The organism is Spirosoma foliorum, assembly GCF_014117325.1.
GTDB classification, from domain to species: Bacteria; Bacteroidota; Bacteroidia; order Cytophagales; family Spirosomataceae; genus Spirosoma; species Spirosoma foliorum.
In genome coordinates, this window is record NZ_CP059732.1 from 3652113 (window position 1) to 3671370 (window position 19258).

Consider the following 19258-nt stretch of genomic DNA (forward strand, 5'->3'; position numbering starts at 1 on the left):
TCTAGCATTACATCATTTTACCCCACCCCAACCCCTCCCCTGAAAACAAGGGAGGGGCTAGAGGAGGCCGATTCTACACCCCTCTCCTGTTTTCAGGGGAGGGGACGGGGGTGGGGTAGATCACCCTAATGACTATAAACCTCCCAGCCCATGTAGTTTTCCATGGATTCTTTAAGGATACCTGCCGTTTTGGAAGCATTCATCACGACATGGTGTTCGAACCCATTCCGGCAGATGTACTGCATCAGCCCCTGTAGGTTATCGATCTGAGCTACAGCGCGGTTACCAAAGGTATTCAGGGCATCGTCGGTCAGGGCACCTTCGCCAATGTAGGCTTTTATGATGCCTTTAGGATCGTCGGTACTAATGCGTCCGAAGGTGAGCGGAGAGGCTGGTGTGCGGCCTGCCAATGCGCCATAGGTGTTTTCTTCCCCAACAGTTGTTCCCAAAATTGGGGCCGTGCTGATTTCAATATCGGGCAGGAACGACTTGGCCCAGTTACCGCAGTGGAACAGTACGCACTTGTTTTCGTCGTCGGCGTAATTGTTGTTCCAATCGACCAGTGCACTTGGCGAGCCCGATGCCAATTGCATGGCGTACATGCTCAACGTACCCGTAACATCGACCTCACAGGCGCTTGGGAGCATATTTTCGCTCATGATGCTCATGCTCGTGCAGACGTTACAGCCATAATTTTGCTGAACGGAAGTCCAGCATTGAATCGCCGTTGCGTCCAGCGAGTACTCAGCCATGAAGTTGTTCAGGACAACATCTAACTTGGCAATCTGAACGAGCTTGTCGTCGGGTGTCCGACCAGTTGGTGTATACGCTTTAATCGCATCGAGCCGTTCTTTCACCGCCTGATCGGCTGCTGTTAGTTTATTAGCATTCCCCAGAATCTCGGATAAATCGACGGTAACGACCGAAATGCCGTTGCGCTGGAGGATTTTTTCACTGTAACGAACCGTATTAAATCCACCCGGACGGGCTCCAATTGCCCCAATCCGAACATTCCGTAGGCCCTTTACCACCCGGCATACCGCTTTGAAGTTGAGCAAATCAGCATGGAAGCTAGGATCGGATGGATGCACGACGTGTTTTGTCGTCAGTGAATACTTAATCCCGAACTGATATAGGTTATTACAAACCGAAATTTTGCCGCACCACGCATCCCGCCGACGGGCAACGTCCAGTCGATTTAAGTCATCGGGGTAGGCTTGAATCAATACCGGCACATCCAAACGAGCCCATTTCAGGGTTTCGGCCACCCCTTTTTCATCGCCGAAATTGGGCAGAACGACCAGCACCCCCATAATTTCATCGGCATGTTTCCGAAACAGCTCTGCACATTTCTGCGCTTCCTGAAACGTTTCAACGCCCCCAAGCTTCGTGGCCGATTCATCCAGCATGATGGGTTTAATACCCGCTTTCTCAAAAGCTTCCAGCAGATCGGCCCGGCACTCGGCCACTAATTTATCGGGAAAGAAATCCCGGTTGCCAATAATGACACCTATGGTTGCAGGAGTACCGCTTTTTACGCTCATGGTTTAGTCTCTCTAATTCTGGTCAGTAGGGGTATTGCCGGGCATTAAATGAATCACTCGCGACCCGAGCAAAGGTAAAAACAATAATTCGAAAACAAAACAAACAAACAATAAACAAAGTCAGGAAAATATTCCTCAAAAATTCAAACCCCAAGATAGTTTCTTAGTTTAAATCTAGATAATATAGTACAATAAAATGACTAATAAGATCAAAACAGTCGATTATTTAGTATTTATCCTAACTATAATTAAAAAATAACACGAATACTTTCGTTTACTTTCTAAATGGCGACTACTTTTGCGTTTATACTGCTTAGTCTCTCCATTTACATGAAAAAAGGCCTTTCGTTCATCTGTCTACTCTTATCATTTGTATCGCCTGTCCTAGCTCAGAAGCAGGCTACCTGGATCTGGTATCCGGGTGATTTTGAGATCTGGTTAGGGAACAACATGCAGAATCGGCGGACTGAGCGAACCATCTTTCTGCCCCCTTTCTGGAAATTAGACAGCCACTACAATCTGATTGATTTTCACAAGGATTTCGATCTGACGCAGGCCGAAGCTGTCAACTACCTACCTCTAAATTCAAGCTCACAACGAAAGAGATGGAAGCTGTAACCGTCGACAAAAAAGCAGGCTCTTCCTACTCGATTTTGGAAAAGAAACCTTTGGCTTTATCAAGCTGAAAGGGCTTTCGGGCAAGGGAAACGTGAACATTTACTACGGTGAATCGCCCGAAGAAACGCGCGATACGGCTCATGCTGAGACAACAGACTTCCTTCAAATCAATCAGACACAGCAACACGATTCGGTGATGGAGTTGACGAAAGCGTTTCGGTACGTGAATGTGCAGTTTGACGGCAATGTGTCTCGGAATGGGGTTTCCATGCTGTACGAACAAACATAAATTGTAGAAAATTAAAATAGCTTCTGGCATTTTTGCTGTTCACCAGCCGAAATCAACCCTACATGATTAAATTATTTAGCCTTTACTGTCTCATTGCCCTAGCCATTTTAACATCTGGCAGGTCTTTCGCTCAGACCAAAACCCTGGCGGCAAAAGAAAATGAACTTGTATCGCTCTATGCTAAACTAAAAGGAGATCCTGACCAAATCGATAAGAACGCTACCAGGTTCGCGAACGAGTTGGCCGCAGTGCTAAAAGCGAATCCTGCTACGCTAACTTACCCATTCAAAAAATTAACAGACAAGATTTTCTGCTTTACGCAAACCTCTGCCGATGGAAAGTTCAGGGTATACAGTTGGGATACAGAATCGGGTGGTACGATGCATTTTTTCAATCAGATTTATCAATGGAGCGATAATTCGAAGGTATTCACCAAAGTCCTTAAATACAGTGAAGAAGAAGGTGGTGATGCTGGATATTTCTGTTCAAAAATTTACACGGTGACGATTAAAAACAAGAACTACTATCTGGTCATTTCAAACGGAGTGTATTCTACAAAAGATGCTTCTCAATCGATTTCCGTTTTTACGATCGATAATGAAAAACTCAACGATACAGTTGAGCTATTTAAAACCAAAACAAGTACACTGAACAGAATTGATGTTGGGTTCGATTTTTTCAGTGTCGTTGATCGACCCGAAAGACCTTTGGAATTAATCACGTACGACGATAAACGAAAAATCGTCTACATACCCGTTGTCGATGATCAGGGGAAGGTGTCGAAACGGAATATTCTATACCAACTTAAGGGAAGCTATTTTGAGTTTATTGGCATTGAAACTGGTAAACGGAACTAATTTTCGACTAAACATGCTTAAAGATTCTTATAGCGCATAGAATCTAACAGTCTACGAAATTCAACGGGGGTAAGTATTGGAACAGGAGGAAATAAGCCCTGAATTTTTCTAAGCTCAAGAATATGCTTATCGGCCGTTACAAGACAGTCAACGTTTGCCCCAATAGCACAGTCAACAAACTTGTTATCATCAGGATCAATTTCGATTAGCTGATACTTGTAGGTTGGTTCAAAACGTCGCGTATTTTCGGCAATAAGTAGTATCGAAGTGACAATTTCAGCCGTTCGTTCAGTATACTTCCAGCAAAGCATCTCCGTGTATTCCGTCAGGATTTCGTTACTAAATACCCAACAAAACTCTTCGTTAGCGAAGCTATCATACACCCAGCGAGTTTCATCAAGTTTTGCAATAGAGGATAGCAATACATTGGTATCAATGACCGCCTGAATCATAAATTGTTACGGATCTGTTTCAGATGCTCTGTCCGGTTGTCAAAATGAGCATCTATCGCTACATCTTTCGCTGTTATTCTTTTTTCCTGCATCACTTTATCCATCTCCACATCTAATTCAGCATTCAGGTGCCGAACTAATGTCCTTTTTAGTGATGACAACTCATCGGCACTCATCGTGCGATGCTGAAAAAGGTCCAGCAACACCATTTGTGCCTCATTCAGTTTGGCCGGCTGTTTACCTATCTGCATACTACTCAACAATTAAGATGTCTTACCCAAAGGTCCACCAATGCTCACAATTTACAAAAAGCTGAAGCCAAGGCAAGTTTCAATCCTACAATACTCTTTAAACAGCTAGCAGGCACAAAATCTCACCAATTACTCAGAAAAATTTGTGTAGTCAAATAACTACACATAAATTTGTAGTCAAATAGCTACACAATGAATTTACGACGAGACGTTTTCCAGGCCATAGCCGACCCAACCCGACGAGCTATCCTCCTTTTGGTAGCTTCACAAGCCATGACGGCGGGGGCCATAGCAGCCAACTTCGACACCGCCCGCCCCACTGTATCCAAGCACTTACACATCCTCACGGAGTGCGAATTATTGAAACAGGAACAGACTGGCAGAGAGATTTACTATCATATTAATGCTCAAAAAATGAAAGAAGTCGCTGATTTTATTGAGCCATTCCGCCAGATGTGGGATGACCGCTTCAACAAGCTGGAAGCCATCATGAAAAACTATCAATCCAACAAATAGACGCTCATGGAACGTAAAACCAAGGTCCATGCCGAAGATGGGAAACAGGAGTTACAGATAACGCGGGAGTTCGATTTACCGCTGGAGTTGCTGTTTAAAGCCTACGTGGAGCCCGAAATCGTTGAGCAATGGATGGGAACGAAAGTGCTGAAACTCGAAAACAGAAAGCATGGTAGCTGGCAATTCGAAACCACCGATCCCAAGGGCAATAAGCACGGGTTCAATGGGGTAATTCATGAGTTTGTTCCGAACCAGACCATCATCCGGACATTCGAAATGGAAAATGCTCCCATGGGGGTTCAGCTAGAGTTTCTGGAATTTGAAGAACTAACTCCCGACACCAGCAAACTCATCATGCATGTCGTCTATAAATCCGTCTCGATCAGAAATCAGGTATTACAACTGCCTTTTGCTCAGGGTATAAACATGGCTCACAATCGACTTCAACACGTAGTAAGCAACTTAACAAATCATGACAAAGCGCGATAAAATCATTTATTGGATTGCTACCCTCTGGCTTTCCCTAGGCATGCTGTCGACTGGTGTAGTACAACTGATACAAGCAAAAGAAGGGCAGGGTGGCGCCGATATGATTACGCATCAAGGCTACCCTTTATACCTATTACCTTTGCTGGGTATCTGCAAAATTCTGGGCGTTATCGCCATTCTTGTCCCCAAATTCCCTGTGGTAAAGGAATGGGCGTACGCTGGCTTTTTCTTTATGATGGCAGGCGCTATAGTTTCGCACATCGCATCGGGCGATTCGATCGGTTCGGCAATGCCAGCCCTGTTGCTTTTAGTCCTGACAGTGGTATCGTGGTATTTCAGACCAGTCGACCGGAAAATCAGTTCAGTTCTTCAATAAATGCAGCCCATGAATCCTAAGGTTGATTGGTATTTTACGAAAGCCGAAAAGTGGCAGAAAGAAGTGGAGCAGTTGCGAACAATCATTCTCGACTGTGGGCTGACCGAAGAATTAAAATGGGGTTGTCCTTGCTATACATTTCAGCAACGCAACATTGTTCTCATTCACGACTTTAAAGAATACTGCGCACTGTTGTTTTTCAAAGGCGCTTTGTTGCACGATGCCAATGGTATTCTTATCCAACAAACGGAGAATGTGCAGGCAGCTCGCCAGGTTCGGTTCACCAATGTTCGCGACATTGTAGAGATGACCTCCACGCTGAAAGCCTACATTTATGAGGCTATTGAAGTCGAAAAAGCAGGCTTGAAAGTACTGCTCAAAACAACAGCAGAATTCGCCGTTCCCGAAGAATTCCAAGCCAAACTAGACGAAAATCCAGCCTTAAAAACGGCCTTTGACTCACTGACGCCGGGTAGACAACGAGCTTATCTTTTTCATTTTTCACAGCCCAAGCAAGCCAAAACGCGTGAATCAAGAATTGACAAAAGCATTCAACAGATTCTCGATGGAAAAGGGCTAAATGAGTAGGAAACAGTAAACAACAGCACCATGACTAACAAAAAAGAATTATCACCAGAACAGTGCCAAGACCTTCTCAGCGTATTGAAAATCCGTTTTGAAAAAAACAGGGACCGTCATCAGGGACTTAACTGGAGTTCTGTACAGGCAAAGCTGGAGGTAAGTCCTGAAAAATTATGGTCCCTCGATGAGATGGAAGTTACCGGCGGGGAACCCGATGTTGTAGGATACGATGAAACAACGGGCGAATATATTTTTTACGATTGCTCGGTCGAAAGCCCCAAAGGTCGCCGAAGTATTTGTTACGACCGGACCGCCTGGGAATCCCGGAAAGAGAACAAACCCGAAAATACGGTTATGGATATGGCCGCCGAGATGGGAATTGAGGTGCTAACGGAAGAACAATATCGGGGGTTACAGCAACTTGGGAAGTTCGATTTAAAAACATCAAGCTGGATCGTAACCCCTGCTCCTATCCGAAAACTCGGCGGTGCTCTCTTTTGTGATCGTCGTTACGATACTGTTTTCACCTATCACAACGGCGCCGAATCTTACTATGCCGCCAGAGGATTCCGAGGTTCGCTGAGAGTGTAGCACTTACAAGATTTTAACCACAGAGGCTGTTTTAAACTGAATAGTTCTTTGTCATTTCGACGCAGGAGAAATCTCAATCTTACCTATTAGTCAAGCTTGAGATTTCTCCTGCGTCGAAATGACAAAAAAGCAATCTAGGCTTTTAAAACTAGCTTCCTGCAATTGGAGACCCGAAAATGCCAACCGCAAGCTCTATCCAGATAAGGACCAGCGCTACCAGAATAACGACACAAAGTGCGATTCGGTACTCCTTTTTAGTCACTGTTCGCAGAACAAGCTCACACATTAGTCCCGTCCCGAACAACAGAACCCCAGCAACGATAAAATCGAACGGTGACCAATTCACTTCGTTTGTGAACTGCATCGCAATAAATGGAATCAGTAGTAACGTGGTGGCTGTTAGCAGAATACCAGTAAGTCTTGTGTTCTGAGTGATCATAGCTAGTCCTGTTTTAAAAACAATAGCAAAATTAATAAAGTACTTTGTATTTCAAAGTATGAACATAAAAAAATTGCACCAGCCCTATTAAACACATAACCTAGTGGTTACAGCTGCAAATTTCATTCTCACTCAGTACTAAGCTTTTGTTGCACATTTTTTACAAATTCAACAGAAACTCCCGCTATCTCGGCAATTTGTTCAATCGTCAAGGATAACTTGGTGAGTAGATTTTTTACAAACCGTTCCTCAGCTTTCTCCTCTCCTTTATCGAAACCTCTTAGGTAGAGAACATCCCTTTCTTCGCTGATAAACTTAGCAATACTATCCATAGTAGTCTTTAATGTAAGCTCCAAATTACGCAACTGCGCCAACACACGCAACTGACTAAAGTATCTATTTAACGACAAATCGCCTTCAGTCGTTTCTTCAATACGCCCAATAATACGCTTCAGGACATCCTCTGGAGATTTGTCGCTGAAATTGGCTAATACAGCTAAAAGAACTTCTTCAGGTTGATTCGATTTAAGGAAAAGCTCAACGTCAAGCTGAATAAACGCAACCAGAGGAAAACGGAATTGCAAGCAGTCTACCTCAATTTGAGTAGGCATTTGTGGCTGACTTGGCCCGAGAAAGATTACAAACTGGCGGACCGGGGTTTTATATTTTCTCATCAGCATGATAAAATAATCAGCCATACGGTAAACCATCTCTGACTCGTCAACTAATTGAAATTCAATGTGAAGTACAAACGTAACTCCCTTCGCATCAGTAATTTTTTTTAATACATCCGGTTTTCGCTCTTTTGTGTGCTGAAGATCATCAGGTAACTCCTCCGACTCAACTGCCGTAATACCAAAAATATTCTCCAACAGACTCGGCAAGACGACTTCTATATTCTCTTTAAAAATCTTGTCATATTGACTGGCCTGCTTTCCCATAAAGCAAAATTAGTCAAAATGAGAAAAGTAACTTTAGTAGTTATAAAAATACACTTAATTATGTGCTAATATCCTATAATTACCAGAGAAAATAGCAGATTTTATAGGAGATTATTACTATTAATTTTGATTTTTATACTATTCAACCTCTTCAGATAGAAGACAGATTATACTGATTACTATGATTTTCACAGATCATTATTAATCATAATACTCATACTAATCTGCGTTCTATCCTAGCTATTCAGTGATATGAATCTGAATAAGAAATCAATCAGGTGCGCTTCTCTGCTAATTGCCCTGATGCCATTGGCGCAAGTTGCATTAGGCCAAACCAACGCCCTTGTCAATACGTCGAAAAGTAAGTTTGCCCGACTGGAAAGTGCCGATCTGAACGCCGTGAAATGGACAACTGGTTTCTGGGCGGATCGCTTTGCCGTTTGTCGGGATTCGATGGTGCCACACTTATGGAATACCTATACCGACGCCAACATTAGCCACGCCTTTCGCAACTTCGAGATTGCTGCGGGTCTGGAATCGGGCAACTTTAAAGGTCCTTCCTTTCACGATGGCGATTTCTACAAAATGCTGGAGTCTGTGGCGAGTATGTATGCGCTCACTAAAGACAAAAAGCTGGATGAGCAGATGGATAAAGCCATCTCCGTAATTGGCAAAGCGCAGGCTCCCGACGGCTATGTCTACACGAAAGCTATTATCCAGCAGAAGAAAACGGGCGAGACGAAGATGTTTGATGATAAGCTCAGCTTTGAGGCTTATAACTTTGGACACCTGATGACAGCCGCCTGCGTACATTACCGTGCTACAGGCAAGACTTCTCTCTTAAACATCGCCAAAAAAGCCACCGATTTTCTAATTGGTTTTTATACTAATGCTAGCCCCGAGCAAGCCCGTAATGCCATCTGCCCGTCGCACTACATGGGTATTACCGAAATGTACCGTACCACCCGCGACCCGAAATACCTGGCCTTAGCGCAAAAGCTAATCGACATTCGGGGACTTTCGGAAGGAACAGATGACAACTCAGATCGGGTGCCTTTTCGGAAAATGAAAAAGGTAATCGGCCATGCTGTGCGCGCTAATTATCTGTTTGCAGGATTCGCCGACGTCTTTGCCGAAACGGGCGATAGTACGTTGCTTTCGACACTGGATTTGCTGTGGGATGATGTCGTCAATCACAAAATGTACGTAACGGGTGGTTGTGGTGCACTCTACGATGGCGTTTCGCCCGAAGGCACTGCTTACAAGCCTGAATCAGTACAGAAAATTCACCAGGCTTATGGTAAAGCGTATCAACTGCCTAATCATTCGGCTCACAACGAAACCTGCGCCAACATTGGTAACCTGCTTTGGAATTACCGAATGCTGCAAATTACGGGTGACGCCAAGTATGCTGATGTAATGGAGTTGGCTCTGTACAACAGCATTCTGTCGGGTATCAGTCTGGATGGGAATAAGTTTTTCTACACTAATCCCCTGAGTGCGTCGGATGATTATCCGTATCAGATGCGCTGGATGGGCGGTCGCCAAAACTATATCCGCCTGTCGAATTGCTGCCCGCCTAACACTGTCCGTACCATTTCGGAAGTGAGTAACTACGCTTACAGCATTTCAGATAAAGGACTGTGGTTGAATCTATTCGGCAGTAATCAGTTGAACACGACGCTCAAAGATGGATCGGCTATTCGACTGACCCAAACCACGAATTATCCCTGGGATGGCGCGATTAGCCTTCAACTCGAGCAAGTACCCGCCAAGCCTTTTTCGGTATTTGTTCGAATTCCTGGCTGGTGCCAGGGTGCAACGATAACTATAAACGGAAAGCCCGCCATGACTAATCTTCAGGCAGGTACTTACGCTGAACTCAGCAAAAAATGGGCTCCTGGCGACAAAGTGGAAATCAACCTGCCGATGCCCGTTAAACTCATGGAAGCGAATCCCCTGGTCGAAGAAAATCGTAATCAGGTGGCGGTCAAACGCGGACCAATCGTGTACTGTGCGGAATCAGTAGACAATCAAACGGCGAAATTAAATAACATTGGGTTATCGACTAAGGTAAAGTTCAAACCGAGCCTTATCAAGGTTAACAACAGCGAAGTGATGGCGCTGGAGGGCGACGCCAAACTCCTGAACGAAGGCAATTGGGCAAACCAATTGTACCGTGAAGTGTCGGATAAAGTACCCCAAACGACTAGCATTCGCCTAATTCCATACTACGCTTGGGCCAATCGCGGTCATTCGGAAATGGAAGTCTGGATTCCGCTGATTCGGTAAATTTTTTTTATCAGTGATGTCGGGTTCTTCAACCCGGCACAGTAAGGTTTCTTAAAACCTCGCTGTGTCAGGTTGAAGAACCTGACACCACATTCACGACAAACCAATTCCTGGCATGCCTTCCTACAAATATTTCTCCTTCACACTCTTCTTATTCGTTATCTCTTTTCAGCCATCAACGGCACAGACAAATAAGAACGTCACCATCGTCGTCCCGGCATCCACCCATGTGCGGATTACTTTTGGCGCTGAGAAGCTGAAACAGGCGTTAACAAAAGCTGGCTATCAGGCGACGATAACTCAGGGAACGAAAGCAAGCGGTAATCAACAGATTGTGATTGGGTTATGGTCAGACAATGCCATCAAGCAAGTTGCTTCTAATTATGCGCTTACAGCATCCAGGGATACAAGTAAAGAAGGCTTCACGATTCAGAAAGATGCTCAAAAACCACTGCTCATAGCCGGAACTGACCCATCCGGCACATTGTACGGTTGTCTGGAGCTGGCATCGCAGATAACCGAAACCGGCAAACTTCCCGGAAAAATCAGCCTGACCGATAAGCCCGAAATGGTGCTTCGTGGTACCTGTGTGGGTGTTCAGAAGCCTACCTATCTACCCGGTCGGGATGTGTATGAATATCCTTATACGCCCGAAACGTTTCCCTGGCTGTACGACAAGGCGCTGTGGATTCGCTACCTGGATATGATGGTCGAGAATCGCTATAACTCATTGTATTTGTGGAACGGACATCCATTTGCCTCGCTGGTTCGGTTGAAAGATTATCCATATGCGGTGGAAGTCGATGAGGCTACCTTTAAAAAGAATGAGGAGATGTTCAGTTTCTTGACCGAAGAGGCCGATAAACGGGGTATTTGGGTGATTCAAATGTTTTATAACATCATCGTTTCAAAACCTTTCGCGGAACATCACCACATTAAAACCCAGGACCGCAACCGGCCAATTATCCCGCTCATTGCCGATTATACCCGAAAATCAATTGCGGCCTTTGTTGAAAAATACCCTAATGTTGGGTTGCTCATTGCGCTGGGTGAAGCCATGGAAGGCGTTGGGCAGGACGATGTGGACTGGTTTACCAAAACCATTATTCCGGGCGTAAAAGATGGATTGAAAGCCCTCCGCAAAACGACCGAACCCCCCATTGTACTCCGTGCCCATGATACCGATGCACCTCGCGTCATGAAAGCTGCTTTGCCCTTGTATAAGAACCTATACACCGAAGCCAAGTTCAATGGTGAAGCCCTGACCACCTATACACCACGGGGTAAATGGGCCGAGTTGCACCGTACACTCAGTAACATTGGTACGGTTCAAATTGAAAATGTGCACATTCTGGCTAACCTGGAGCCGTTCCGCTACGGTTCTGCCGATTTTATTCAGAAGTCGGTGCAGGCGATGCACAGTGTGTATGGTGCCAACGGATTGCATCTTTACCCGCAAGCTTCGTACTGGGATTGGCCCTACACCGCCGACAAAACGTCCCCTCGCCTACTCCAACTCGACCGTGACTGGATTTGGTACAAAACCTGGGGCCGATACGCCTGGAAATCAGGCCGAAGTCGCCCTGAGGAGGTTAACTTCTGGGGCAATCAATTAGCCGAGAAATATGGCTTACCACTCGATAAAGGGAAAGATGTTCTGGAAGCCTACGAGCAAACGGGAGAGATTTCTCCGAAGCTATTACGTCGATACGGCATTACCGATGGCAATCGCCAAACCCTGACCTTAGGCATGTTAATGACCCAACTCATAAATCCCTTCCGCTACGGTCTGCTAACCTTGCTGTACGAATCCGAAGCTCCTGAAGGCGAGATGATTATCGACTACGCCGAGAAGGACTGGAAACATGAAAAACACATTGGCGAAACCCCTGTTCAGATAGCCGATGAAGTCGTAGAGCACGGTAAAAAAGCCATCCTGGCGATTGACAAAGCAGCTGGTACCGTCCCCAAAAACAAGGCGGAATTTGCCCGCTTTCGAAACGATGTTTATTGCCAGGATGCCATGGCGAATTTCTACGCCCAAAAAGCTCGGGCTGCATTGGCGGTTCTGCGGTACAAATATTCCAATGACGTTCGTGATCTCGACAAGGCGTTGCCTTTACTGGAAAGCAGCGTCAATCACTACACTGACCTTGTGAAATTGACGAAAGATAACTATCTGTATGCCAACAGCATGCAAACAAAACAGCGTAAAATTCCCATGCGGGGTGTCGATGCGACCTATATAACCTGGGAAGAAATGTTACCGGTTTATCAGAAAGAACTGGATCGTTTCAAACATGTCATTGATTCACTAAAATCAACGACCAACACAGTCGCCAAGCAAGTTGTACCGCTTAACTCAGCAACCGTTACGCTGGAATCTCCTCAGACTGAAACCTTTTCCATCGAAAAAGGGCAGCGTGTTTTTTCGGATACAGCTGCTGCTATTAGTGATTTTGCGCCAGAACTAAAGAACGTAAAAGGGCTGAAATTAGCCAAAGCGAAACAGCAAACGGAGCGCACCAGCCTGACATTCTCGACCACGGAACCGGTTAAGTTGTTGATCGGCTTTTTCAACGAAAAGAACCCCAAATACCTGCCAACGCCCGAGCTCGAAACGGATGCAAGTGCTAACGATTACGGGCAGTCGGAGATAAAGATTTCAAACGCAATTCTAGTAGCTGGGTTACCACCCGTAAACATTCACGCCTATTCATTCAAAGCCGGTAAGCACACGCTGAATCTGGGTAAAGGCGCTTGTTTATTGATAGGCTTTATAAATGGCAATCAAGAGATTACGCCCTTTGACGCTGGTCTTGCTGGGAATAAAAAGAATATCGATTGGCTGTTTGAGTAAGGCAGTCGATATTCTTTTTATTGTGGCGTCAGATGCTTACATCTGACGCTGTGAGGTTTCTCAAAACCTCGTTTTATACATACTAGTTCGGTTTTAAGAAACCTCACAACGTCGGTTATTAGTAATCGACGCCACATCAAAACGCTTTATGAAAAGCCCTGTTTGAGCTGGTACCTTTAGATGCATGTTACGTTTTGGTCATTACCTTGCATCTTATTTGCAATAGGGTAAATCCAACGTATGACGACTGGCCAAAACGCGCATTTGCTACTGGTTGAAGATGAACCCAAGGTAGCAACGTTCATAAAAAAAGGGCTTCAAACGCAAGCTTACACGGTAGAAGTGGCCTTGACGGGCGAGGAAGGCAAAAAACTCTTCGATTCAACGGCCTTCGATCTGGTTATTCTGGATGTCAATCTGCCCGATATCAGTGGTCTTGACCTGGCCGAATATATCCGTGGGAAGAAAGCGCAGTTGCCCATTCTTATGTTAACAGCGCTGGACACTACGGCCGATAAGCTGCTGGGCTTCGATGCGGGTGCTGATGACTACCTGGCCAAACCATTTGATTTCTTGGAACTATTGGCTCGACTCAAAGCCCTCCTTCGCCGGTCGACTCCGGCCGAAGAAGTTGGTCGAATTCTACGCGTATCCGATCTGGAGCTTGATTTACACGAACGGGTAGCCCGACGAAGAGGGCAAACGATTGAACTGACTGCCCGCGAATTTGCGCTGTTGGAATACCTGATGCGCAATGCCGGACGAGTGGTGTCGCGGGTAGATATAGCCGAGCAGGTTTGGGATATCGGTTTTGATACGGGCACAAATGTGATTGACGTTTATGTGAGTTACCTGCGTGCCAAAATCGACAAAGATTCGCCCGTTAAACTGATTCACACCCTGATTGGCATGGGGTATGTGCTGAAAGAAAAATGAGCCTCCGCAATCGACTGACTCTTCTGTTCACCGCCAGTGTCTCGGTCTTGCTGGCCTTTTTCTGCCTGCTACTGTTTCTGGTGGCCCGACAATACGTATCGAACGAATTCCAGACTCGCTTACGGTCCGAAGCGTTGACGGCAGGGCATTTATTAGTTGGTCGCGAGCCGGTTGGCCCTACGTTATTCAAACTGATCGACAAAAATCAGTTAACGGTTTTGCCACAGGAAGAGATCATTATTTACAATCATCAAAATCAATTAATCTACGAAAGTGGTACTGATTACCTAACTATTACCCCCGGAATATTAAAGCGAGTTCGGCAAGTACGAACGCTCCACTGGCGCGATAAAGAACGGGATGTGGTAGGCATTTTTTTTACCGAGAATCAAACTCCTTCGGTCATTTTTGCCTCAGCCATCGACATCTTTGGTGGGCGTACCATTCAGAGTCTGGCGTATATTCTGACCATTGGCTGGTTTCTGATGACGGCCCTGATGGTGATCGTCGGACGATTTTATGCGGGCCGCACCCTGCAGCCCATCTCTCAGATTAACAGACGGATAGACGAGATTACGGCCTCAAATCTATCGCTACGCTTATCCGAAGGCGCCAGTGGTGACGAACTCGCTCAACTGGCCCGACGATTCAACCGGATGCTTACCCGGCTTGAAGAAGCTTTTAGCCTACAACGATCGTTTGTATCGCATGCCTCACACGAGTTACGCACCCCGCTAACAGCCATTACGGGCCAGTTAGAGGTTTCGCTGTTGGCCGATGATGAACCCGATGAACTTCGGGCAACTTTACACTCGGTGCTGGACGATGTACGGGGATTAAATCGAATGGTCAATGGATTGCTGGCACTAGCCAAAGCGAACATGGACGAATCGTCGGTGCCAATGGGCCTTGTTCAACTGGATGTTCTGCTGGACAAAATTCGACTTGATTTTCAGCGACTTCAACCAAACTACACGATTCATACCCATCTGATACCACCCGATGCACCCGGCAGTCTGTGGCAATTAATCGGTAGTGAACCTCTGCTACAAACGGCCATTTTTAATCTGATCGATAATGGTGGCAAGTTTTCACCAGACCATACTGTATCCGTTACCTTATCGGCCACTAGTAGCTCGATTCAGCTGAGTGTTCATAATGATGGCTCGCTCATTCCAACTGATCAGTTAGCCGTCATCTTTGTCCCTTTCCAGCGAGGCCGAAATGCCAGCGGACGACCAGGTTACGGTATCGGCCTACCCCTCGCCGAACGAATTATTCAACTACACCAGGGTACTATTCAGGTCGAATCCTCAGTCGATGCGGGGACTACGTTTATAGTCACGCTGCCTCATTAACTTCCCCTTCACCCCCGGCCCCTCTCCTGCTTTTCAGGAGAGGGGCCGGGGTTGAAGTAAACTACGATAGCATTTCTAATGCCGTTCTAATGCGGCTCTAACACGAGCCTAACGCTGGGGTATGACCTTTGTACTGTCATTCAGTTGGAACCCGTTTTCCGGTTCTCTTCAGGATTGACAACTACTTAAACAACAAAAGAAGCCATGAAAACTTACTTGTTTATACTCGCCTTAAGTGGTCTTTCGATCCTAACGGCTTCGGCCCAGGACGATTCCAAATTACGGAACGACGTTACCTATTCGGCCAATAATTATAAACACCCTAACAAAGCGGCTACCGCTCGGAAGTGGGAATCGAAACAAGGAATTGAGGTTAACGCGCCTGGTCTTGCCCGCGGGCCAATGACTAGCTATAAGCAGCCCGTGCCGAACGCTATCCCGGCTGGCGGTGTGGTGACTACCCATACGCCAGACATGGATGTGGCCAAACATAATTACAAGCACAATTACAAAATTCAGCGGGTTAGTCTGTCCAATCCAGGCGATAAGTCTGCTTCGGAAGTAGCGAACAAACCACAGTCTCAAGCCACTACCGAAGGCAATTAAGAAGCTGTCCATTGCGATTAAACATTCGTTATGAAGCTTTTCTTTTCAATCTAACTTATTCTCAACGACATGAGCATGTTGAGCGTACTCAAGCTCGAAGTTCAACACGTAATCGTATGTGGTCAGTATGGTTGTGGCGGGGTAGCAGCCGTTATGGTCAGCAACAGGTTGGCCTGATCGACAACTGGCTACGTTATATCAAAGATGTGTATTGGCTAGAACCCGTGTACGCCTAAAAGCGGCCTGCCAATTAGTTCTTCAATAGCGTGCGATTACCCGGCAGGGCTGCCAGTTTATTGGCCAGCCCTGCTTCTATTACCTAAAACTTATCCTTTAACTACTCAACAACCATGTATTCTCCCGATTTATCGATGAGTCTGGGCAGTATTGTTTATGCCTTATCCAAACTAGATGGTCGCCTTCATAAACAGGAACAGTGGGCCGTTAAAGCGCTTCTGGCGCAGGGGCCTTATGGCGATTTAGCTCTTTCAGCTTTCTTTCTGCGGGAAAACACGGGCGAACCTGGACACGATGCCTATGCATTTGGCATGCGTCGGTTAGTGGCGAAGCGGCTCGAGCTTACAGAACACATCAAGAAACGATTCGTTCGTATTCTCCTGCGGGTTGCCGGAGCACACAACGGTATCTCGCCGGAGGAACGATTGTTTATTCGGCAATTTTGGCGAGACATCCGGGCGCTCTAACGCCTTAGTCTACCCTACCCTTTTCTGAATCGGCGGCATTGTCGGCATGTCTTCGTTTTCGCGCAAAGGTCTCTTTACCAAACTGGTAGGTAAAGGCCAGGCCAATTCTTCGGGTATCGGTTTCGTTGGTATGAAAAGCTGCAGCTTGTTGTAGGCTAACCGTTTGATCGGTTGGTTTCCATGAATGAAAAATATCCTCTAGTGTAAGCCGAAGACTGCCTTTGTTCTGCAATATTTTCTTTTGCACGGCAGCAGCAAGCCGAAAGCGAGGATTGGTTATAGTTTGCCCGGAAATGCTTTTACCCGAATAAAAACTGCTCAACTCACCTGCCCATCCTTTGTCGAATTTGAATTGATTGAACAAATCCATTCGTACAGTGTACAAACCAGGGGTAAGATTTTCAGAATAGGCCGTACCATTGAGTGCCATCCGTCCGATCAGCCCATTGGCGTTAATAGTCCACCATTTTGTAGGCGACAGCGATAGATTGGTGGCAAGACCCAGAATATAACCACTGGCTACGTTGCCGGGACGGATGTAAAAAATATCGCCTACGGCCTGCGTTAACTGAAAAATCACATCCGTAAATCGACCGTATTGGATCGCAATACCAATGTATTGTTTGTGCTGGTATTTGAGTTCGTACTGATAATTGTACTGGGGCTTAAGGTAGGGATTACCTGTTGTGAACGAATACTGATCCCGATAAAACAAAAAGGGGTTAAGCGACTGGTAATTAGGCCGATTTATGCGTCGGGTAACGCTGGCAGTCAATGTATTATTTCCGACACTATCTACTTTATAGCTAAGAAAAGCGGTTGGGAATAAACTTGTATACGTCCTGTTAAACGATGTTTCGGCGACCTCAGGATTCCCTAATTGACGCCCGGTTATCTGCGTATTTTCGAGCCGGAAGCCACCCTGTGTTGCGAACCGCTTCCACTCTTTTCGGAAGTTGATGTATCCCGCATGGATAATTTCGTGGTAGGTAAAGTGATTAGACTTTGTATAATCGGGCGTCTGGATAGCGCCCACTACGGCGTAATACTGCGAGTTGTTGTCATTGTCGACCACGCTCGATTTAATCCCGGCTTCCAGTTTTGCTTTATTTCGTAGCGGATGCACATAATCGGCTTTGGCCGAGTAAATCGTAATGTCCGACGGCAGACTATACACAAACTGATTGTTGTTAATGAGCGCCCCATCGGGTTGATTAACAGCGGTTTTTAGTACCTGATCGCCCGTCGAATTATAGGTGATATAATTCAGATCTGCACTCAGTTCCCGTCCCGTATCCTTGAATTTATGCAGAACATTGGCGTTGGCGCTGGTATTCAGCCACGGGTAATTACCATCGGTAAAGCCCGTTCCAATTGAACTTAATTCCGAACGTTGACCATAAGTTTTACTGGTATAATCGAGTCTATCCTGCCTGGATCGATTTTGAATCGCCACGAGGAACCCATAAGTCGTATTCGTCGACGCGGCATAATCCATACCCAATCTGGCCATACCACCGTGGCTAGTGTAGGTATATTGATTCTGCAATTGCACCGACGAGTTTATCGCCCCAGTAGCATCATAAAATGTCCGGTCATACACATCCGTTGAGTAATTACCATCTTTGTTATAGCCGACACTTCCGAACAGATTTACCTTCCTGTGATTGTAATTCAGGTTAACCACATCATTACTTCGACTCGTAACGCCCTGACTATAACTGGCCGAGACACTGCCGGTAAAGCCCTGTACCCGATTGCGTTTCAGTCGAATATTAATGATCGAACTGCCAGCTGCATCGTATTTGGCGGGCGGGTTGGTCATCAGTTCCAGTTTATCCAAAGAGCCACCCGGCAAGGATTTCAAATAAGCCGCCAAATCCTGCCCCGACATATACGTGGGCCGACCATCGACCAGGACGAGCACACCCGTTTTTCCGTTCAGGCTGATTTCTCCGTCAGTGCCCACCGTAACGCCGGGTGTTTTTTCCAGTACTTCCAGGGTATTGCTGCCCGCACTGCCAATCATGGCATCTACATTCACGATGGTTTTGTCAAGCTCCTGCTCAATCATTGGTCGCTTAGCCACTACGGTTACTTCTTTCAGCGTTGTTTTTGAAGGACTTACGATAAACACGGGCAAGTCGATAATCGGGTGCTGGTCATCAATGGTTATTATTCCAGTTCGGTAGTCGTTATTTCCGACGCTTGTCACTTGTAGACGATAGCTGCCATTCGAGAGGTTTTTAAAGGTAAATTTTCCGCTTACGCTGGTCAACTCACCGAGTAGCTGCGTTGAATCAGTCACGTTAATCAGTCGAATGGTGGCACCTGGTATGGGTTCATTCTGGAGATCCTTCACGAGCCCATTGATGAGTTTGGTCTGCCCGTGGGCAGATAAGGAAATGGCTACCACAAAACAGAAGATAATTAGCAAAACAGGTCGCATGGTGTATGTTTAAGAGCACGGCTCAATAAGATGATGAGCAAATATTGGCGGGGTGGAGCGGCTCAGAAACTAATTGTGTCGGACAACAGGATCAGTCTGACAGAATCC

Annotated in this window: 21 protein-coding genes; 15 read left to right on the top strand and 6 right to left on the bottom strand. The window is 46.0% G+C overall.

The window, feature by feature from the left end:
• Nucleotides 1-125: 125 nt before the first annotated feature.
• Entirely contained in the window at nt 126-1544 is a 1419-nt protein-coding gene (locus H3H32_RS15390; RefSeq protein ID WP_182463540.1) for an L-fucose/L-arabinose isomerase family protein, read from the bottom strand.
• Nucleotides 1545-1874: 330 nt separating this feature from the next.
• Between H3H32_RS15390 and H3H32_RS15395 the strand changes: the two genes are divergently transcribed.
• From H3H32_RS15395 to H3H32_RS15405, 3 genes are all read left to right on the top strand, one after another.
• Nucleotides 1875-2162, top strand: a complete 288-nt coding sequence (locus H3H32_RS15395) for a hypothetical protein (RefSeq protein WP_182463541.1) — start codon at nt 1875-1877, stop codon at nt 2160-2162.
• The gene (locus H3H32_RS38260; protein WP_374191841.1) at nt 2128-2451 is read left to right on the top strand and encodes a hypothetical protein; all 324 of its coding nucleotides are present in this window, start codon (nt 2128-2130) and stop codon (nt 2449-2451) included. Before H3H32_RS15395 ends, H3H32_RS38260 begins: the two co-directional genes overlap by 35 nt.
• 62 nt (nt 2452-2513) lie before the next feature.
• Complete coding sequence (locus H3H32_RS15405; protein ID WP_182463543.1) at nt 2514-3308, top strand: hypothetical protein; 795 nt, start codon at nt 2514-2516, stop codon at nt 3306-3308.
• A 17-nt stretch (nt 3309-3325) separates the two neighbouring features.
• On the opposite strand, the gene H3H32_RS15410 is transcribed toward H3H32_RS15405, so the two are convergent.
• On the bottom strand, nt 3326-3760 hold the full coding sequence (locus H3H32_RS15410) for a putative toxin-antitoxin system toxin component, PIN family (RefSeq protein ID WP_240543787.1): 435 nt from the start codon (nt 3758-3760) through the stop codon (nt 3326-3328).
• Nucleotides 3757-4011, bottom strand: coding sequence for a DUF8507 family protein (locus H3H32_RS15415; RefSeq protein ID WP_182463544.1), 255 nt, complete (start codon nt 4009-4011; stop codon nt 3757-3759). Before H3H32_RS15415 ends, H3H32_RS15410 begins: the two co-directional genes overlap by 4 nt.
• A 192-nt stretch (nt 4012-4203) precedes the next feature.
• Between H3H32_RS15415 and H3H32_RS15420 the strand changes: the two genes are divergently transcribed.
• From H3H32_RS15420 to H3H32_RS15440, 5 genes are read left to right on the top strand one after another with little or no spacing between them, the layout of a single operon-like run.
• Complete coding sequence (locus H3H32_RS15420; protein WP_182463545.1) at nt 4204-4527, top strand: ArsR/SmtB family transcription factor; 324 nt, start codon at nt 4204-4206, stop codon at nt 4525-4527.
• A 6-nt stretch (nt 4528-4533) separates the two neighbouring features.
• Complete coding sequence (locus H3H32_RS15425) at nt 4534-5016, top strand: SRPBCC domain-containing protein (protein WP_182463546.1); 483 nt, start codon at nt 4534-4536, stop codon at nt 5014-5016.
• Nucleotides 5000-5392 carry a DoxX family protein gene (locus H3H32_RS15430; RefSeq protein WP_182463547.1) on the top strand — a complete coding sequence of 131 codons (393 nt, stop codon included), beginning with the start codon at nt 5000-5002 and terminating at the stop codon, nt 5390-5392. The genes H3H32_RS15425 and H3H32_RS15430 overlap by 17 nt, the downstream gene beginning before the upstream one ends.
• Before the next feature lie 9 nt (nt 5393-5401).
• On the top strand, nt 5402-5980 hold the full coding sequence (locus tag H3H32_RS15435; RefSeq protein ID WP_182463548.1) for a YdeI/OmpD-associated family protein: 579 nt from the start codon (nt 5402-5404) through the stop codon (nt 5978-5980).
• A 21-nt stretch (nt 5981-6001) separates the two neighbouring features.
• Complete coding sequence (locus H3H32_RS15440) at nt 6002-6565, top strand: DUF4256 domain-containing protein (RefSeq protein ID WP_182463549.1); 564 nt, start codon at nt 6002-6004, stop codon at nt 6563-6565.
• 148 nt (nt 6566-6713) lie between these two features.
• On the opposite strand, the gene H3H32_RS15445 is transcribed toward H3H32_RS15440, so the two are convergent.
• Both H3H32_RS15445 and H3H32_RS15450 read right to left on the bottom strand, forming a co-directional pair.
• The gene (locus H3H32_RS15445) at nt 6714-7004 is read right to left on the bottom strand and encodes a hypothetical protein (RefSeq protein ID WP_182463550.1); all 291 of its coding nucleotides are present in this window, start codon (nt 7002-7004) and stop codon (nt 6714-6716) included.
• Nucleotides 7005-7132: 128 nt separating this feature from the next.
• On the bottom strand, nt 7133-7945 hold the full coding sequence (locus H3H32_RS15450; protein WP_182463551.1) for an RpnC/YadD family protein: 813 nt from the start codon (nt 7943-7945) through the stop codon (nt 7133-7135).
• A 252-nt stretch (nt 7946-8197) separates the two neighbouring features.
• On the opposite strand from H3H32_RS15450, the gene H3H32_RS15455 reads away from it, so the two are divergent.
• From H3H32_RS15455 to H3H32_RS15485, 7 genes are all read left to right on the top strand, one after another.
• The gene (locus H3H32_RS15455; protein ID WP_220472644.1) at nt 8198-10237 is read left to right on the top strand and encodes an aceric acid hydrolase; all 2040 of its coding nucleotides are present in this window, start codon (nt 8198-8200) and stop codon (nt 10235-10237) included.
• A 115-nt stretch (nt 10238-10352) separates the two neighbouring features.
• Nucleotides 10353-13097, top strand: coding sequence for an alpha-d-galacturonidase (locus H3H32_RS15460; RefSeq protein WP_182463552.1), 2745 nt, complete (start codon nt 10353-10355; stop codon nt 13095-13097).
• Nucleotides 13098-13337: 240 nt separating this feature from the next.
• Nucleotides 13338-14033, top strand: coding sequence for a response regulator (locus H3H32_RS15465; protein WP_182463553.1), 696 nt, complete (start codon nt 13338-13340; stop codon nt 14031-14033).
• Nucleotides 14030-15391, top strand: a complete 1362-nt coding sequence (locus H3H32_RS15470; protein WP_182463554.1) for a HAMP domain-containing sensor histidine kinase — start codon at nt 14030-14032, stop codon at nt 15389-15391. Before H3H32_RS15465 ends, H3H32_RS15470 begins: the two co-directional genes overlap by 4 nt.
• Before the next feature lie 204 nt (nt 15392-15595).
• Nucleotides 15596-15997 (top strand): hypothetical protein, encoded by a 402-nt coding sequence (locus H3H32_RS15475; protein ID WP_182463555.1) that lies wholly within the window; start codon nt 15596-15598, stop codon nt 15995-15997.
• A gap of 75 nt (nt 15998-16072) precedes the next feature.
• Nucleotides 16073-16174 carry a carbonic anhydrase gene (locus tag H3H32_RS37530; RefSeq protein ID WP_240543828.1) on the top strand — a complete coding sequence of 34 codons (102 nt, stop codon included), beginning with the start codon at nt 16073-16075 and terminating at the stop codon, nt 16172-16174.
• Between the two features lie 173 nt (nt 16175-16347).
• Nucleotides 16348-16701 carry a TerB family tellurite resistance protein gene (locus H3H32_RS15485; RefSeq protein WP_182463556.1) on the top strand — a complete coding sequence of 118 codons (354 nt, stop codon included), beginning with the start codon at nt 16348-16350 and terminating at the stop codon, nt 16699-16701.
• 4 nt (nt 16702-16705) lie between these two features.
• Here the strand turns inward: H3H32_RS15485 and H3H32_RS15490 are convergent, their stop codons facing one another.
• A complete protein-coding gene (locus H3H32_RS15490) occupies nt 16706-19150 on the bottom strand; it encodes an outer membrane beta-barrel protein (RefSeq protein WP_182463557.1) in 2445 nt (814 codons plus the stop codon).
• Nucleotides 19151-19258 lie beyond the last annotated feature (108 nt).

Bases quoted from the DNA above. Each gene is read 5' to 3' on its own strand.
- H3H32_RS15395 (WP_182463541.1), top strand. From the start codon at position 1,875: ATGAAAAAAGGCCTTTCGTTCATCTGTCTACTCTTATCATTTGTATCG.
- H3H32_RS15420 (WP_182463545.1), top strand. From the start codon at position 4,204: ATGAATTTACGACGAGACGTTTTCCAGGCCATAGCCGACCCAACCCGA.
- H3H32_RS15425 (WP_182463546.1), top strand. From the start codon at position 4,534: ATGGAACGTAAAACCAAGGTCCATGCCGAAGATGGGAAACAGGAGTTA.
- H3H32_RS15435 (WP_182463548.1), top strand. From the start codon at position 5,402: ATGAATCCTAAGGTTGATTGGTATTTTACGAAAGCCGAAAAGTGGCAG.
- H3H32_RS15455 (WP_220472644.1), top strand. From the start codon at position 8,198: ATGAATCTGAATAAGAAATCAATCAGGTGCGCTTCTCTGCTAATTGCC.
- H3H32_RS15440 (WP_182463549.1), top strand. From the start codon at position 6,002: ATGACTAACAAAAAAGAATTATCACCAGAACAGTGCCAAGACCTTCTC.
- H3H32_RS15470 (WP_182463554.1), top strand. From the start codon at position 14,030: ATGAGCCTCCGCAATCGACTGACTCTTCTGTTCACCGCCAGTGTCTCG.
- H3H32_RS15405 (WP_182463543.1), top strand. From the start codon at position 2,514: ATGATTAAATTATTTAGCCTTTACTGTCTCATTGCCCTAGCCATTTTA.
- H3H32_RS15450 (WP_182463551.1), bottom strand. From the start codon at position 7,945: ATGGGAAAGCAGGCCAGTCAATATGACAAGATTTTTAAAGAGAATATA.
- H3H32_RS15415 (WP_182463544.1), bottom strand. From the start codon at position 4,011: ATGCAGATAGGTAAACAGCCGGCCAAACTGAATGAGGCACAAATGGTG.
- H3H32_RS15390 (WP_182463540.1), bottom strand. From the start codon at position 1,544: ATGAGCGTAAAAAGCGGTACTCCTGCAACCATAGGTGTCATTATTGGC.
- H3H32_RS15465 (WP_182463553.1), top strand. From the start codon at position 13,338: ATGACGACTGGCCAAAACGCGCATTTGCTACTGGTTGAAGATGAACCC.
- H3H32_RS15445 (WP_182463550.1), bottom strand. From the start codon at position 7,004: ATGATCACTCAGAACACAAGACTTACTGGTATTCTGCTAACAGCCACC.
- H3H32_RS15430 (WP_182463547.1), top strand. From the start codon at position 5,000: ATGACAAAGCGCGATAAAATCATTTATTGGATTGCTACCCTCTGGCTT.
- H3H32_RS15475 (WP_182463555.1), top strand. From the start codon at position 15,596: ATGAAAACTTACTTGTTTATACTCGCCTTAAGTGGTCTTTCGATCCTA.
- H3H32_RS15410 (WP_240543787.1), bottom strand. From the start codon at position 3,760: ATGATTCAGGCGGTCATTGATACCAATGTATTGCTATCCTCTATTGCA.
- H3H32_RS15490 (WP_182463557.1), bottom strand. From the start codon at position 19,150: ATGCGACCTGTTTTGCTAATTATCTTCTGTTTTGTGGTAGCCATTTCC.
- H3H32_RS37530 (WP_240543828.1), top strand. From the start codon at position 16,073: ATGTTGAGCGTACTCAAGCTCGAAGTTCAACACGTAATCGTATGTGGT.
- H3H32_RS15460 (WP_182463552.1), top strand. From the start codon at position 10,353: ATGCCTTCCTACAAATATTTCTCCTTCACACTCTTCTTATTCGTTATC.
- H3H32_RS15485 (WP_182463556.1), top strand. From the start codon at position 16,348: ATGTATTCTCCCGATTTATCGATGAGTCTGGGCAGTATTGTTTATGCC.